The sequence below is a fragment of the Dictyobacter halimunensis genome, from assembly GCF_036245075.1.
Map to the genome: position 1 here is coordinate 1,170,550 of NZ_BSRI01000001.1, position 15,777 is coordinate 1,186,326.

At 55.3% G+C, this 15,777-nt stretch carries 12 protein-coding genes and 1 pseudogene; 3 read left to right on the plus strand and 10 right to left on the minus strand.

The features are described from left to right. Nucleotides 1-52 precede the first annotated feature (52 nt). Entirely contained in the window at nt 53-1,990 is a 1,938-nt protein-coding gene (locus tag AABA21_RS04730) for an ABC transporter substrate-binding protein (RefSeq protein WP_338247839.1), read from the minus strand. Nucleotides 1,991-2,392: 402 nt separating this feature from the next. Between AABA21_RS04730 and AABA21_RS04735 the strand changes: the two genes are divergently transcribed. Further along, on the plus strand, nt 2,393-3,109 hold the full coding sequence (locus tag AABA21_RS04735; protein ID WP_338247840.1) for an SDR family NAD(P)-dependent oxidoreductase: 717 nt from the start codon (nt 2,393-2,395) through the stop codon (nt 3,107-3,109). Between the two features lie 143 nt (nt 3,110-3,252). On the opposite strand, the pseudogene AABA21_RS39245 reads toward AABA21_RS04735, so the two are convergent. After that, nucleotides 3,253-4,373: pseudogene (locus tag AABA21_RS39245) on the minus strand (trans-sulfuration enzyme family protein). A gap of 659 nt (nt 4,374-5,032) precedes the next feature. Between AABA21_RS39245 and AABA21_RS04750 the strand changes: the two are divergent. Further along, nucleotides 5,033-5,389 (plus strand): hypothetical protein, encoded by a 357-nt coding sequence (locus AABA21_RS04750; RefSeq protein WP_338247843.1) that lies wholly within the window; start codon nt 5,033-5,035, stop codon nt 5,387-5,389. 270 nt (nt 5,390-5,659) lie between these two features. On the opposite strand, the gene AABA21_RS04755 is transcribed toward AABA21_RS04750, so the two are convergent. The 7 genes from AABA21_RS04755 to AABA21_RS04785 all read right to left on the minus strand — a co-directional run bounded on the left by AABA21_RS04755 (nt 5,660) and on the right by AABA21_RS04785 (nt 13,971). After that, a complete protein-coding gene (locus AABA21_RS04755) occupies nt 5,660-6,982 on the minus strand; it encodes a phytoene desaturase family protein (RefSeq protein ID WP_338247844.1) in 1,323 nt (440 codons plus the stop codon). Between the two features lie 29 nt (nt 6,983-7,011). After that, a complete protein-coding gene (locus tag AABA21_RS04760) occupies nt 7,012-8,271 on the minus strand; it encodes a cytochrome P450 family protein (RefSeq protein WP_338247845.1) in 1,260 nt (419 codons plus the stop codon). Nucleotides 8,272-8,280: 9 nt separating this feature from the next. Further along, entirely contained in the window at nt 8,281-8,736 is a 456-nt protein-coding gene (locus tag AABA21_RS04765) for a YybH family protein (RefSeq protein WP_338247846.1), read from the minus strand. 92 nt (nt 8,737-8,828) lie between these two features. Continuing rightward, nucleotides 8,829-8,975 (minus strand): hypothetical protein, encoded by a 147-nt coding sequence (locus tag AABA21_RS04770; RefSeq protein ID WP_338247847.1) that lies wholly within the window; start codon nt 8,973-8,975, stop codon nt 8,829-8,831. A 206-nt stretch (nt 8,976-9,181) separates the two neighbouring features. Further along, nucleotides 9,182-12,385: a winged helix-turn-helix domain-containing protein gene (locus AABA21_RS04775; protein WP_338247848.1), complete on the minus strand. Its 3,204-nt coding sequence runs from the start codon at nt 12,383-12,385 to the stop codon at nt 9,182-9,184. A gap of 131 nt (nt 12,386-12,516) precedes the next feature. After that, nucleotides 12,517-13,479: a pyridoxamine 5'-phosphate oxidase family protein gene (locus tag AABA21_RS04780; RefSeq protein ID WP_338247849.1), complete on the minus strand. Its 963-nt coding sequence runs from the start codon at nt 13,477-13,479 to the stop codon at nt 12,517-12,519. A gap of 33 nt (nt 13,480-13,512) precedes the next feature. Beyond that, nucleotides 13,513-13,971: a VOC family protein gene (locus AABA21_RS04785; RefSeq protein WP_338247850.1), complete on the minus strand. Its 459-nt coding sequence runs from the start codon at nt 13,969-13,971 to the stop codon at nt 13,513-13,515. 148 nt (nt 13,972-14,119) lie between these two features. Between AABA21_RS04785 and AABA21_RS04790 the strand changes: the two genes are divergently transcribed. Next, complete coding sequence (locus tag AABA21_RS04790; RefSeq protein ID WP_338247851.1) at nt 14,120-14,752, plus strand: CGNR zinc finger domain-containing protein; 633 nt, start codon at nt 14,120-14,122, stop codon at nt 14,750-14,752. A 97-nt stretch (nt 14,753-14,849) separates the two neighbouring features. Here AABA21_RS04790 and AABA21_RS04795 read toward each other — a convergent pair whose 3' ends face one another. Beyond that, the gene (locus AABA21_RS04795) at nt 14,850-15,749 is read right to left on the minus strand and encodes a LysR family transcriptional regulator (protein ID WP_338247852.1); all 900 of its coding nucleotides are present in this window, start codon (nt 15,747-15,749) and stop codon (nt 14,850-14,852) included. Between the last annotated feature and the right edge of the window lie 28 nt (nt 15,750-15,777).

Genomic DNA, 15,777 nt, shown 5'->3' on the forward strand with positions numbered 1-15,777 from the left:
TATCCGTGAATGATGAGGGTCCCGTAAAGCGACCCTCATCCTACCTGCCCTACTATTTTCCGGTCGGCTGGATATGCAGCACGATCATCTTGGCCGAACTCCACCAGCTATATGGCGCCGAGTAGTAGTTACTCTGCTTGGGAAAGCCCCTCCAGTAGTAGCTATTGGTGGGGATCGTCGTGGGAATGTTCATCAGGTTAATATAGGCCATATTCGTGATGAACTCTTTAGAGATGGCCTGGCCATTGGCGATGAACTGCGGCGACGATGAGTCCATATGGCTACTCGCGTTGAGCAATGAGCTCACCGTGGGATCGTTCCAGCGGAAAGGGTTGCCATTGATCGACGTATTTGAGTCGGCAGGCAGCAGGTTGCTCGGCTGGATGCTGCGCCAGGAGTTCAGGTAATTCGAATTGAAGACACAGCTATTCCAGTTGAGCTCCATCGTGAGCTTGGAATTGGTGTTCTGCACCGTGGTAAATTCGCCATTGTCCACCTGCCGAACGTTCACCTGGATACCGGCTTTCTTCCAACTGTCACCAATCGAGAAACCGATGCGCTCCATGACCGTATTCCAGTCACTGGGAACCACCAGTTCCGGCTGCCAGATGCTACCATTGGGTAAGGTATACACACCGTTACTGTTCTTCTTGATCCCCACCGTGCTCAACAATTTCTGGGCTTCAGCCGGATCATACTTCCACCAGCCAAGGCCGAACGCGTCACTGGTTGCCTGCCCGGCCTGCGGCAGCGCTGAGGCTGAGTTTCCTGCCGACTGCAGTTTGGAAGACAGCTCATTGGCAAAGCTCGGATCGTAGGGATGATACCCATCCGACAGGGTCAGGTCTTTGAGCCAGGATTGCAGGGGATTAAAGTACAGGGGCCGCAAGATATGCGTATCTGACATCGGTAGGGCCGATGCTCTGAATTGCCCATTGAGTGCGTTCATACCCACACCCTGTAGATTCAGTGTCAGAGCCAGGGCCCAACGAACCGCCGCCTGGTTGAAAGGAGCTTTCTCCTGATTCATCAGAATGCCATAGGAACAGGCGTCACCCATATCGTTGAAGGGCATGGTTGAAGAGAACGTTGAAATAGCGGAATTCTTCGCCTCGGCGCCCTGAATGCTATCCGGGCTCATAAAGGTATCGACATCGTACTGATCTTTGATAAAGGCCAGGGTACGCGTCTCTTCAGTCCCAAAATCTTTGTAGAGCACATATTGAGCCTTGGGCTCACCCATCCACCCCCATGCGGAACGCTTCCAGTCCGATCTGCGCTGCCAGAGCTGCCAGTAGCCGTTCTTATCGTAGGATTTCACGGTGTATGGCCCCAGGGTCACAGGATTGGTGTTCAGGAAGGTCGATACGTCCGCCTGCTTCTCAAATACGTGCCTGGGAACGATGATAAATGCAGGTCCCCAGGTGTAGACGCCCATGACGGTGACAAAGTCGTAGGCCGGTTTCACGGTCGTCACTTCGAAGGTGTATTTATCGATCTTTTTGTATGACTTTACGTAGTTGGTAATGACGCTGACACCCGAACCGGTCAGCTTGCTCTTGTCCTTGAAGTAGGTGTCCAGTGTATAGATGACATCATCAGTCGTCAACTCAACGCCATCACTCCAATAGATGCCCGGCTTCAGTTTCACACGAAAGCCCGTATGCTGGCTGTCCAATACCTGTGGAAAACCATCGGCAAGCTCGCCGTACGAGTGACCCGTGGCAGTGTTCATCTCCCAGAGCGATCCCCAGCCAAGCTCACGGAAGCCGCGCCAGACGGCATATCCCGACATCATGGGGTTCATGTTGTCCGGATTATTGGTCTTGCCGTCGAAAGTTTGAAAAATCAAGGTCTGGTTACGTGGGGTACCGACATCGGTCATGACCCCTGCCGGTGGACTGGTATTGGCTGACATACAGGCACTCAAATTCAACACGACAACGAAAAATAAGAGAGGGTAGCGCATCAAACGAAACACTTTTGCCACGAGAACCTCCTTGTTGAGGCTATTTACGGCACATTCATCTGTGCCGATACACACCTGACAATAACCCGTGCAATACAACTTGAGATCTGGCTACGCAGTAGGAAAGCGTCCCTTCCTCGTGCTCAGTGGCTTTGCTGATTGAATAATTATTCAACCTTGAAATTATATTACGTCAATATTAGTAAGTATATGGATCAACTTACGGGTTGTCAAGTGGGTTGTATCGCAAAAAAGGAGAGTCTTTTAAGACGATCAGACAATCCTTCGAGACAATTGAACATAGATGTTCTCGGCGTCCGAAGATATACTCTGTTTATACTTGCAATTCGCAAGTGACCTATCCTCTTAAGCAGTTCTATCAAATACTTCAAGATACAGAGGAAAGAAAGGATCAGGAAACGTATGAACATCACAGGCAAAACCATTTTGATCACAGGCACCAATCGCGGCCTTGGGAAGGCGCTGGTTGAGGAAGCATTAAAGAGAGGCGCCAGGCAGGTGTATGCCGGTACGCGTGTTCCATTGGAATATTCAGATGAGCGCGTCGCGCCTTTGACCCTGGATATAACAAACGCAGCCCTGATTCAGGAAGTTGCTGAGCAGGTCACCTCTCTTGATATCCTTATCAACAATGCCAGTATATCGCTTTCTGAGAATTTGAACGATCGGACTGCGATCGAAGAGCATCTCGCCGTCATCTTCTACGGCACCTACGACATGACCCAGACCTTCCTGCCGCTCCTCACTCATTCTCGAGGAGCTATCGTCAATGTTCTATCCGTGGCTGCCCTGGCCGCCTTACCAGTCATTCCGCCCTACTCAATCGCAAAGGCAGCCACGTTCAATCTGACACAATCACTACGCGCTTTGTTGGCCGGACAGGGTGTAAGCGTTCATGCCGTCCTACCTGGACCGATAGATACCGAGATGTCCAAATCCCTGGACATACCAAAGGCTTCTCCAGAGTCCGTCGCGCGAGCTATCTTCGATGGAGTAGAGAAGGGAGAGGAAGACATCTTTCCCGATCCCATGTCTGCATCCCTGGCAGAGAGCTGGCGCAGCGGTGCAGTCAAGGAACTTGAGCGCCAGAATGCGACCTTCGTAGTCGCAGAGAAATAATGGATGATGAACCGAGGAGCCTCAAAACCGGACGGTTTTGAGGCTTAGCCCTCCACCTATCACGAGAAAAAGAAGAACGTCTTTCCCAATTCCTCGCGCTTACCGCGCATCGCTTGGGTAAGTTTCATAGAACGGATGTGTACTCACTGTGCGGCAGAGCGTATCGCCGAGTCGAGATCCGCCCAGAGGTCGTCGGCGTCCTCGGTCCCAACACTGAGTCGGAGGAGCGAGGGTGGAAGGTGTCCCTGTCCTGGGATCGCAGCTCTTCGTTCCATCGTTGATTCCACTGCTCCCAGACTGGTGGCATGGCGAATAAGCCTGACGTTTCGGCAGACTTCATCAGCAAACTCAGCTCCTCCATGCACATCGAACGAAATGATGGTTCCAAAGCCCTTGAGGACACGTTTGGCAGTTGCATGCGTCGGATGTGAGGGCAAGCCTGGATACCGAACATAAGTGACCAGTGGGTGCGCCTCAAGCCGCTCTGCAAGCATCATGGCTGTTTGCTGGGCCTGTTGTAACCGAAGCGCGAGGGTTCTCGCACCACGAACAGCCAGGAAGGCTTCAAGCGTTCCTGGTGTCGCACCTGTAAGCTCACGGGACCTCAAGAGCGCATGCCAGAGGGCCTCATCCTTTGTTGTAGCGACCCCTGCTAATAAGTCGGAGTGGCCACCAATAAACTTGGTTGCTGATTGCAGAGATACCGTGGCACCGAAGGCAAGCGGCTGCTGATTCAAAGGCGTGGCGAAGGTGTTGTCTACGGCGACGATTGCTCCAGGCTTGCGTGGTGCCGTGCAGACAGCCTCCAAATCTGCAACCGCGAGCAGGGGTTCGAGGGAGATTCAAGCCAAATGAGGTCAGCGACGCTGCAGGCGTGAATCCAGCCAGCGGTATCATCCACTGCCACACGCTGCACCGACCAACGTTGTCTTTCGGCACCTGCTGCGGCTAAGCCTGCAACCCCTTGATAGCAATCATCGGGGAGCATCACAACGGCACCAGCCGCAAGCTGATCAAACACGGCGGCAATAGCGGCCATGCCGGAGGCGAACGCCACGGCCTTCCCAGACTCAAGCCCACCAACGATTTCTTCAAGTGCTTCCCAGGTTGGAGTCCCATCATCACGTGCATATTCACGCCCCCTGCCGATGATAAAGTTTGATGCGGGGACCAGCGGGACGTTCAGTGGAGCGCCAGGTGAAAATTCGCGGCCTGGCGAGACGAGCCACGATTGCGGTTTGATTTCAGATACGCGTTTATCCATGGTTTCTCATGCCTCCAAATAGGAAGATCTTTGCTGGACGAGCAACGCTTTCAGCTGGATACGTTTGTCTCGCTGTGCCAGGGATTCTCGCAGGTCTTCTCGCACAACGGCAGTTCTTCTTCGATTATCATGCCTTACTTTACTCACTCTAACTCCGATTGACAAGTCTCTGCCATTCCCTCGAATGGACAAAACAGGGGGCAACTATCCGCTTATGGAATGGTTTCTCTGGGAAACAAGACCAATGGGAAAATTGCTCGAGCAAAGCGTATGTTCGACGACCAGAGCCATTCCATCCCTGAAATTCGCGCCGCCATAGGAATCTCCCGCGCAACATCCGTGAAAGCTCTTGCCGAGAGATGAACGGACGCGTGCGACCAATCTTCTCTTTTGGACACCTATTTGAGAGGTTCCAGAATCACACAAAATGCGGAAGATCCGGAGCATGTTGGGATTTTCCAGATGCGAACGGAAGAGAGCAAGATAGAAGATGTTTTTCCTGATCGACTTCTGGTAGGCTATCCGTACTTGCTCTTTGCACGTACCCTCCAGATGATAATGGAAGCGGCAAAGCAGGCAGAGCGATCTGGTCATCAAACCAAAGAGTAAAATGACTATTTTCCAGCATAAGAAGCAATTAACAACTTAGGAGTGATTTAATGAGAAGATACATTGTTCTCTATTATGCGCCGCTGGCAGTAGCAGAGCGGTTTGCCCAGGCAACACCTGAGGAAGCCATGAAGGGTATGAAGTTCTGGATTGACTGGGCAGAGAAAATAGGACCTGCACTGGTTGATCCGGGAAAACCACTTGGTAATGCCGTGAAGGTGACAAAGACCGGAACTACGAAAACCGATAGCAAGATCATCGGCATGTCTATCTTGCAAGCCAACACCATGGATGAAGCATTGGAAATGGTGAAAGGCCATCACCATCTGCATTGGGCAGAGGACTGTGAAATAGTGGTTCTCGAGGAAATGCCAATACCTGAAATGCAAATGGCTCCTGGCGCGTAGCTGCGAAATTTCCGAATTTCTGTCCTGGCCGCAAATCCAATGAATTAGATGTTCATCAGCTTTTCTAAGCGGAAGCAGGCGCGCGATCGGGGGATTGCGGAAATATCGCACAACATAAGCTGGGACTGAGCGGCCCCACGCAAGCGCAAAACACCTCACCCGAAACATCAAACGCCGGATAGTGGAAAGCTATCAAGCACAAAGAATATGCCAGGCCTCCCAGCACGTTGATACAGCAGGTGCTGGGAAGCCTGGCGGGAGCAGCGTCGACTACAAGGCTCGTGTCCAATTTGGCGCGCCCTGCCTATCGCTGAGCTTCTCTATCATCAGCATGGCAGCACTCCTGGAACTCGCAAAGCAAGCCTCAGCCTTTTCCCCTTCCGGGCCGACCCAATCGCCCGCGACATAGAGATTGGGGAGTCCTGGAACCTCTGGGCCGGGACGCCCGGAGAGACCACCATATCTCGCCTGGACAATGGCATTGGAGGCAATCATATGCGGCAAGAAGGACTGCTCTACGACTTCAGCCCGCCAGCCAGGCTGCAAAAGATCCATCAGTGCTTCCAGCTCTTGCCTGTTCACCTCTGGTTCCGCCGATTCACCGGGTCGCAGATATTTCATGAGATGGATCAAAGCGCTCCCCTCCGGCGCGAGATGTGCCGAGGCGGAATGCACCGAATAGTAGAGCGGACGATCCACGCACAAAGCGGTAAGGTTCTCTACTCTGGGGAGGCGGCGTAGAGCGATATCGAGGCAGGTCACAGAAGCCGGAATCGCCTGTGCAGCGAAGCGTCGCAGCACCTCGTGCGTCCCATCGGCAACCAGAGCACAGGCCGTCTCTGGATCAGTGGCAAGCACCACCGCGCTTGCATCGTAGCCTGAACTATCCGCCAGGCGCACGCGATATCCTTCTCCAGCTACTTCAATCGCCTTGATCCTGGCCTGCGTGATGAGACGTGCTCCCGCCTCCTGCGTTTGTTGTCGGAGACCATCCACCAGTGTTTGCCAGCCACCATCTAGATAGCATACCTGCCTGATCATCAGAGAAAGGGCCAGACCGGCAGAGAGCAGATCAGGTGCATCGGTATAGGTTGAGATGCGTGCTCTTGCAAGAAGAATCTGGCGGACCTGCGGATGCTGGACCTCCTGTTCGAGCCATTCCTGCATGCTTATCCCCTGGAGCTTCTCAAAGTTCAGGTGTGGGAGAAGACCAAACACGTGCGTCAATTCTTCTCTGACGGTGTCTGCCAGGAAAGGTATCTCCAAAAGGGATGCTCCAGCGGGCATGAGATGGAGCTTCCCATCCGCAAGGATAGAGGCTCCGGAGGGCTGCGATTGTGCAGTGCTGCTATAGGAAACGCCAAGTTCACCCAGCACCTGGTCACCTGATCCATGCAAACGGAACGCATGTGCTCCCTGATTGAAAAAGAAACCATTCTGCTCGCGGGTCCTGGCACGTCCACCAAGGGTGCTGGCCTTCTCAAAAAGCGTCACGGCATGACCGGCTCGCGCCAGATAGGCGGCGGCTGAGAGGCCCGAGAGGCCGCCGCCAACAATGATCACCGGAGATTGAGTATGTGGATGTGTCGTCATCAATATGTCCTTTGCTTCCTTTCTGTCTGTTAAAAAGCTACGGGCAGAGCCGTCAACCCCCGTACGTTGCTGCTGAGCCGCCAGGTGATGATCTCGCGGGGAACGTTCAGATGCAGGGCAGGCATACGTTTGAGAAGCGTGGTAAAGGCAATCTCTCCCTCCAGGCGAGCCAGCGGTGCACCCAGACAGATATGGATGCCTTGCCCAAACGCGATGTGGCGGCCCAGCGTACGCACAATATCCAGTTCGTCTGGCTGCGTAAACTGCGTCTCGTCCCGGTTCGCCGAGGAGAGCGCGATCAACAGGACATCGCCTTTGTTGATGGGCTGCCCGGCGAGTTCCAGATCCTCGGTGGCAAAACGCGCTGCCCCCATCGTAACTGGCCCATTGAAGCGCAAGAGCTCTTCGACGGCAGCCGGGACCAGGCTCAGATCGGCCTGGAGTTTCGCCAGCTGATCGGGGTGATCCAGCAGCGTCAGGGTGCCGATCCCGATCAGGTTTGAGGTCGTCTCGTGGCCCGCGAAGATCAGCAGGGTAATCATCGAGAGCAGTTCGTCCTCGCTGAGATGGTCTCCTGCTTCTTTCATCTGCACGAGCTGGCTCGTCAGGTCATTGGCGGGATGCTGCCGTTTCTCCACGACCAGTTGCCTGGCGTAGGCGGCAAACGCTCGTATGTGCGCGAGGCTCTGCTCATCTCGCCTGCCCAGACCAGGCATTCTTCTTGCCAGCGCCTCAGACCAGACGCGGAGTTGTGGCTGATCTGCGTGAGGAACGCCCAGCATCTCCGAGATGACATTGATGGGCAGGGGATAAGCAAAATCCTGGACAAGATCCATCTGGCCCTGATCTTGCACCGCATCGAGCAGTTCGTCGGCCATGTGCTGAATAGTGGGACGTAAGCTTTCAATATACCTGGGAGTAAAGGCTTGAGAGACCAGTCGACGCAGTCGCCGATGATCTGGTTCGTCCACCGAAATCATCGCGTCCCGGAAGAGGAAATCAGATGGATCGGAGAGTGCATCAACGCTGTTTGCCATGAAAATATCTTCCATGCCAATGGACGTGGGATTGACAGTAAAGTGAGCCTGATCTTTGAGCACGCGCACGGCATCTTCCATGCGCGTAATCATCCAGGTCTGGTGCCCCGCTCCTATGGGCAGTGGGAGTGGCACCAGTGCGCCTTGCGATCGCATCTGTGCGAGCATCGGAAAAGGGTTCGCGGCAAGAGCGCCGCTCAACAGGCCAAAAGCCATTTCATCAGACCCTGTCCGGGGTAATCGGTTCTCCATACTATCTCCTTATTCCCTTGTTTTCTCCGTTGCCTGGGGCACCGAGCCCGCAAGCGGTGTGTGGTCAAGGTATCTGACCTCGTAGACGCGCTCGGCGAACTTCCAACCGTCCTCAGTGCGCTGGTAGCGGTCGTGGTATACGGCGTAGTTTAGCCCGGACCTGCCGTCGCGCAGGCGCGCGAGCTCACTGATGTAGGCCCGACCGACCGCGGTGGAACCCTCCAGTTGGATCGTGCCTGGATGCGTCGTTTGCACGAAGTAGTCCCACTGCCCCTGCAACCGCTTGCTCCCGGCACGGATCTGCTCCCGGCCAGTGAGTTCGACAATGGGGGGTATCCGCCACACGCCGTCCTCGGTGAACAGCGACGCCAGGCGGTCGGGGTCACGCATCATCACCGCGTCAGTAAACTCGCCGCGCAGCGCCTCGATCTCGAAGCGATCAACAATACTCTCTACATTGCTCATTGATTTTCTCCTTCATCTAAGTGCTTCAATCGCCATGACTCCTCGGAGTCATGCGCACACCATCTGTCTTTCACGGGCGTTCTCGTGCCTGCTCACGCACCTTCCACCTGGCTCGTTTCAAGCAAGAGCAGCACCAGGCCAGGCCCGATAAGCTGTAAGAGCACCCTATAGAGCACCGACTGATCCGGCAGCACTCTTAAGAGCCGCGTGGCGCCAGTCTCCTGCTGCTCGATGTGCAATTTCCCCAGACACGTCTTGCCAGGATGGCTCCAGATGTTGCTGGATGCGAACGCGGTAGTACATCGGCCTCCTCCTCTGTCTCAGTGGAGTGCTCTGCTTATGGGGAAAGTATAGATGGGCGTGTCCTCCAACACAGCCCTCAAAAGTGGAAGAAAAGGAGGAGTTTTGAAAGGCAGGATAACACCCTGTTGGGGAGAACGGGAGGCTAGAGCAGCGAGTGGGCACGCGCCAGGACTACTGCCTGTGTGCGGCTGCTCGCTCCCAGTTTGCCGAGTAGGTGGCTGACATGTTTCTTGACGGTGTCCAGGGAAATCACCAGGGTCTGAGCGATATCCTGATTGGAGGTTCCAGCTGCCAACAAGCGCAGGACTTCCTGTTCTCGCCTGGTCAGGGAAATCCCCGACACAGAAGGGATGGCCGATGACTGCTGGACCGAGGAAGGTGCATGCTCGGATGTGGGTGCCCCCTCCAGTGATCTGTGCTCGTCCGACTGCTCCTGCTCGAAGGCAGCGAGCAGCTTTGCGATGAAAGCCCTGGTAGAGACTGCCCATTCAGATTGCTGGGAACGTGGGGTGAACAGCGCCTGGAGCGCCTCCCTCATCGGTTCGCCTTCATCCAGGTACACGCGCAGGTAGCCTTCTGGCTCCGTGAGAGCAAAGAGGCGCTCCGCGATCACGCGTACCTGCTTGTGCTGGTCTGCCTGGTGCAGCGCTACCAGCAACTGCGTTAGATATGTTATGGTGATCCTGACATTATCCGGCCGATCCAGGTGTCCGCTCCAGCGTTCCAGCAAGTTCAATGCCTCGCGAAAGCGACGCTGCGCGAAATACACGCGGATCACGATCGGGAAGGCGTCATAGAGGTTCCTGTTCCACGGTTCCTCTGGAAAAAGGACATCACTCACCCAGTCAGACGCCTCCTTGAGCTGTCCTTGCGCCAGCCACCATTGGGCTCGCAGCGTCAATAGCCAGTCTGAGTAGGTCCAATAGCGTTCGCACTCTACCAACTGCTCCAGATCATGCAACGCCAGCTCGGCGAGCGACCACTCACCCCTGGCGAGTTCGACCTGGATTAAGCAGGCGTATCCCATTCCGAGCACATTCAGATGCGGCCAGGCTGTGGCGTCCTGCACGATTGTGTACAGCAATCTGTGTGCTTCCTCCAGACGGTTCCACTGGTAGAACACAAGTGCCAGGCAGATCTGGAGAAATCCTTTCAGCGGGGCATAGCCCGCGATCTGTTCAACCAGGTCAAGGGTATCCAAGCTCTCCTGATAGGCCAGGCGCAGGTGTCCTGCCTCCACATGCGAGAGCGCCAACCATTCCCTGACCCTGGTGATCGCATAGAGGCTTGCCGATTGGCTCACCCGCTGCTTTGCGGAGAGCAGTTGCGGCACAAGCACCGCCCCCTCTTGCCGATCCCAGTAGTGGAGGAGGAACCGGCAGAGGAGCGGAAAGATGTGCCAGATGACCTCCTCATCCTGGTCAAGCTCCTGGATCTCTTGATACAGAGCGCTTAAACGCCCATACTCCCATATGGCCATTGCCTCATAGCAAGCCATCTCTGCGTGTAACAGGCGCAGGCGCCGATAAAACCTCACCTCCTGAGCCTCGGCGGAAAGAACACCATCCGTACAGGTACGGGTGGTTACAGTCAGGTGGCTGTTTTCGTCCACATGGAGCGGCAAGGAACTCTCGACACGCGCCATGAGCTGCTGTGCTTGCTGGTAGACCCTGGCCCGCTGCTCGCGGGTCGTCTGTGTGACCGTGTTGAGGAGGTAGAGGGCAGTCGTGAGCAGCAGGCGAGCGTGCTCGTGCACGAGCGGTTGGGGCAGCGCGAGCACCCAACGAGCTATCGTCTCAGCCTCCCCACGCAGCCAGAATTGCTCAACGGTTTGCTCCATCAATCGTACTGCCATGGAGTAGTCAGCAGCGGCAAGCGCATGGGGAATGGCCTCGTACCATTGCTCCTGGGCCACATAAAAGGCAGCGGCCCGCTGGTGCAAGAGCGGCACCAGCTCAGGTTGGCTGGTGTGGAGAACCGAGAGCAGGGCTTCGCGGAAGAGATCATGCAGCCGGTAGGTGCGCCGCTCCTCATCCTGAGGCACCACAAAGAGATTGGCCCGATCCAGGAACATGAGCCTCTGCTGACTGGCCGCCCTGGTCGGTGATTCGGTTACGGCCTGGCACACGGCGGCATCCAGGTGTGAGAGGATGGAACAGTGAAGCAAAAAGTCACGTACGCGCTCAGGTAGACGGGCCAGGATCTCCTCTTGCACGTAATCCAGGAGATAGCGCTGACTGCCGGTCAACGTCTCAAGATAGGCTGCGCGATCTGAGCGTTTCTGCAGGGTGAGCGCGACCAGATACAAGCCAGCGATCCAGCCCTCGGTCCGGCTCACCAGCCTGCGCACCTCGTCGGCTTCGAGCGCAGGGGAGAGCAGATGGCCCAGGTACTGGCTCGCCTCCCCCTCTGCAAAGCGCAGTTCGTCTGCACGGATCTCAGTCAGGTGGCCGCGCACCCGCAGGCGTGCAAGGGGCAGATCCGGGTCTATGCGGCTGGAGAGGATCAGATGGACGTGCGCAGGCAGGTGTTGCAGGAAGAAGCGCATGTCCTCGTGAATGGCTGGATCGCCGATCACCTGATAATCGTCCACAATCAACACGATGGGGGCAGCATACCCCCCGCCGTCTTCCAATTCCTGGAGCAACGCCGTGAGCACAGTGGACAGTGGTGGCGGTTGGGGGGACTCAAGCCACACTATCGGGCTCGCTCCAAAGCTTGAGGAAATGCTGGGGCAATGGCGCAAGGCTGCGATAAGCGCGACCCAGAAGCGCGTCGGCGTCGTGTCCAGCTCATCTAGCGAGAGCCAGGCAACCTGGCTCTTTCGCCGACTGGCCCAGGTCGCCAGCAACGTCGTTTTGCCAAAACCTGCCGGCGCGGAGACCAGGAAGAGCCTGGTAGCAAGCGCTTCGTCAAGGACAGCAAGCAAGCGCTCGCGCTCCACCAATGCATCCGGCAAACGTGGCAGGGAGAGCTTACTGGAAAGAGATACAATCCTCTGGGAAGTCGCGTGCGCAGGCTTCTGTTCGGGCCAGAGCATCCTGGCGGTCTCCTCTAAGCGGGCCAGTGAGAGGGTCTGCGTCCGTCCGAGATAGCGCTTGCGGGTGCGGCGATGGTGCGTGCAATAGGCATACCAATAGCCGCTTCCACGCGAGCGAGCTTCTTTGAGGACCGAGATTCTTCCTGCTTGCCCAAGAAAGGCAAAAGCAGTGTGTCCGTCCAACCAGTGAACAAATGCCGACTGGTCTTCTGGAAGGAAATCCTGCTCGGGTTGGCCGTGGCTATAGAGGGTGTAGTGTTTGTGCTCGTGTGACCAGATGAGTGCATGGACTAATGGTTTAGGCATCGTTTTCTTCCCTTGCCGTTGGGTATTCCATCCACTCCCAATCCCCAACACGCAGAAGTATACTACACCCAAAGGTCGAACTGCAAACCAACCTGAGCAAGAAGGAGGGCTATGAATTTCAGCACATAACGTTATTGTTCATAGATGGTACTCAAGGAGGCTGGGGTATCTTGAGGGGTGACATCAGGCAAAAAAGGTGAATACTCGATCAGCTGCCAGCGCAGTGGAACAGCGTGCCGTGTCTCTATGGCTTCTTCAATAGTAAACTCCAGCAGGCGCTGGGCTCCTGGAAACGCCGCCACTCTCTCCCTTTCCCAGATCACATGTGCCTGGCCACTGAGTTGGAGGGTATCGCCGCTCTCGAAGTCCAGAAAGAGCAGGCCAGCATGCGGCTGGACACTGATATTACCCAGGGTCTGGAACATCTGATTGCCCGCGTAATCAGGAAAGACCAGCCGGGTGGCGCTCTCCACACGCACAAACCCGGGAGGGCCGCCACGATGCGAGGCATCAGATCCACCCGCTGGATGATTGCTCGCCACAAAAAAAGTATCGGCCCGCTCTATCCAGGACCGCTGCTCGCCAGTCAGCTCTTGCATGTGAGCTGCTGGCGCAACACCTGCCGTGGGAACAGGCTGCTCGTTGCTGTCTTCTGTGACCAGCGCGCGAGCCTGGATATACTTGGGGCAGTTGGAATAGACCTGTTCCACATGAACGACTATTCCATTCTGAGTATTTTTCCCCCGGCCATTCACCCTCATCCTCCTGCGTGTCGCGAAGTCGATCATGATCATTCCTATGGCTGCTCCTACGCGAAGGGACGTGGCGAGCGGATCACCCGGTCGAGGAACCGCCCTGATCTCCACAGTCTGGTCATCTGGTGTCTGTAGAAAGCCTGGTTTTCCAGTCAGCAACGATGCCCATAGGTGCCCTTCCTGATCGACGCTACTAACCACCACCATGCGTTGTTCGCGCAAGAACGTCTGTGCAATCACAGGGATCGTCTCACGGATACCTTTGTTGATCCGAACCGCCCCGGTTTGCACGCCCGCGCGAATTTGTACCTCAAGCTCTCCTGAATGATATGCTATCATGTTCAATCCTTTTTTCATGCCAGGGATGCTGTCCTAAAAGAAACCACAGGTGGGAGCTGAAGCATGCGGGGCAGGATTCTTGCTGGCTCCGCTGGGGGCAAAGATTTCCAATCGAATGCCGTCGGGATCCTCGAAGAAGAGGCCGCCCGAATCTTCTCCTTCACCATGAGGGACGACCCCATCGTAGAGCACATGGGCTTGAAGATTTTTCAGCCGTTCCTCGAAAACATGAACGTCGTCGATACTGCTGACGCGAAACGAGAGGTGATGAAGCCCCGGACGGTCCTTCGCGAAGGTGCCCTCGCTCTGCTCCCAAAGTGTGAGCACGAGCTGTTGCCCATCAGAGAGGAAGGCATAACGGCGCCCTGCCTCGTGTGACTCCCAGGTCACAGAGAACCCAAAAATGCTCTGATAGAAGTGCTTTGATTGTTCGAGATTGCTCACATTGAGGCCAATGTGGCCGGTCTGAAAGGCGGGTGTAATGCTGGACATTGAAATTCCTCTCTAAAAACGCTGATGAGCTGTTATGAAATATCCATATCTAAATCATATTTGACTTGGATATACAGAGCATAGCCCGAAAATATATCCTTGTCAAGAGGCAAATAGTATTGGATAATAGATGGAGGAGGAAATAGCTATGAGTCATGCCGAGCAAAGAAAAACACAGGACGACAAACCATTGATCTTTCAAGGGGAGATGCTCGCCCTGGACCTGGTGAACACAGAGGTCATGAGACGAGGGCAGCGGCACGATCTTCTCACCACACCGCAGGATGTCGTGCACTGGTGGCAAGCAACCTGCCAACACCATCCGGAACTCGATGGGGGCAGCGGCACAAACGAGGACACAACGGTGTATGATCAGGCATTGCTGGATGCGCTCAAAACGCTCCGCACGGCCTTACGGGCCATCTTTGATGCGCTGGTGGCGGAAAAGACGCCAGAGATGGCAGATATAAGCGTGCTCAACGCTGTCCTGAGAACCAACTACACTGCTCTAGAATATAGCGCGCAGGGAGACCTGGTACCCATGGTTCGTACGACAAATACAACGCAAGGGTTGGTGTTAGCGCCCATCGCCCTTTCCGCCTTATCTCTTATCAGCCAGGGCGAGAGAAAGCGTCTGCACCGCTGCGAAAATGAGCGCTGCATCCTCTTCTTCTATGACACAACCAGAAGTGCCACGCGCCGCTGGTGTAGCCTGGCCTGTATGGATAGGGCGCGTTCTAGCCGCCGCTATCACCAGGCGAAACAACATACAACATCATAGGGAAGCCAGGCAACAGTTTCTCTCCCAAAAGAGTCCTAGAGATGCCAGAAACGAGGGTGTACAATTCTTTGTGGAAGTGATTATACAAACCAGCGCATCATGCCAGGGAGAGGCGAGCAAAATAATCGATGACAAACTGGCGGAATTGCTGTGCCGCCATCGAGAGAGGGCGATCGGTCAGCCAGGAAAGGACAATCGTACGCTGACACATTGGCTCTGAAATCGGCATTTGTATAACGGCAGGATCGGCCAATCTGCTCCCGGAAATCGCCGGCCCAAAAGCGATTCCTTGCTCCGCTTTGATCAATCCTCGGATCGTCGAGGGGTCGTCACTTTCAAAAACGATCCTGGGACGAAAGCCAGCCTGTTGGCAGAAGCTATCGGTCAGTTCGCGCCAGTTGTGCCCTGGCTTCATGCTGATAAAGGCTTCCTGGGCAACCTCCTGCAGACGAATTTGGGAGCGCCGGGCTAACAGGTGGGTCGAGGGCAAAACAAGCCAGATATCCTCGGTCAACAGGGAAACGCTGGTGATGCCTGGCTGTTGGAGTGGAGGAGAGGAAATATACAGGTCACATGTTCCCCTGGCAAGTTGCGGCGCCAGGCTGGTGGCGGTATTGACCTGGTGCCCCGACAGCAGAAAATGAACCCCCGGATGATCTTTGCGAAAGGCACTGAGCAGGTCTGGAAGCAGGTGGGTTGCTACATCCATCGCTAGCCCAACCTGTCCTTGCCTGCCACCCGCGAGATCGCTAAGATCACGCTTACCCTGCTCAAGTTCCTCGAATATCCGCTCAACACGCTGGACATAAGCCCGACCAAAGTGATTCAGGCGAATGTTTCGTCCCAGACGATCAAATAAAGGCACGCCCAACTCTTCCTCCAGGCGAGCAATAGTCTGGCTGAGAGGGGGTTGGGCAATCCCCAACTCATCCGCTGCACGGGTCATGTGCTCCAATCGTGCAACTGTCAGGAAATATTTGAGCTGCAAGAGCTCCATGGTTTCTCTCCTTTTTAATATTATCTAA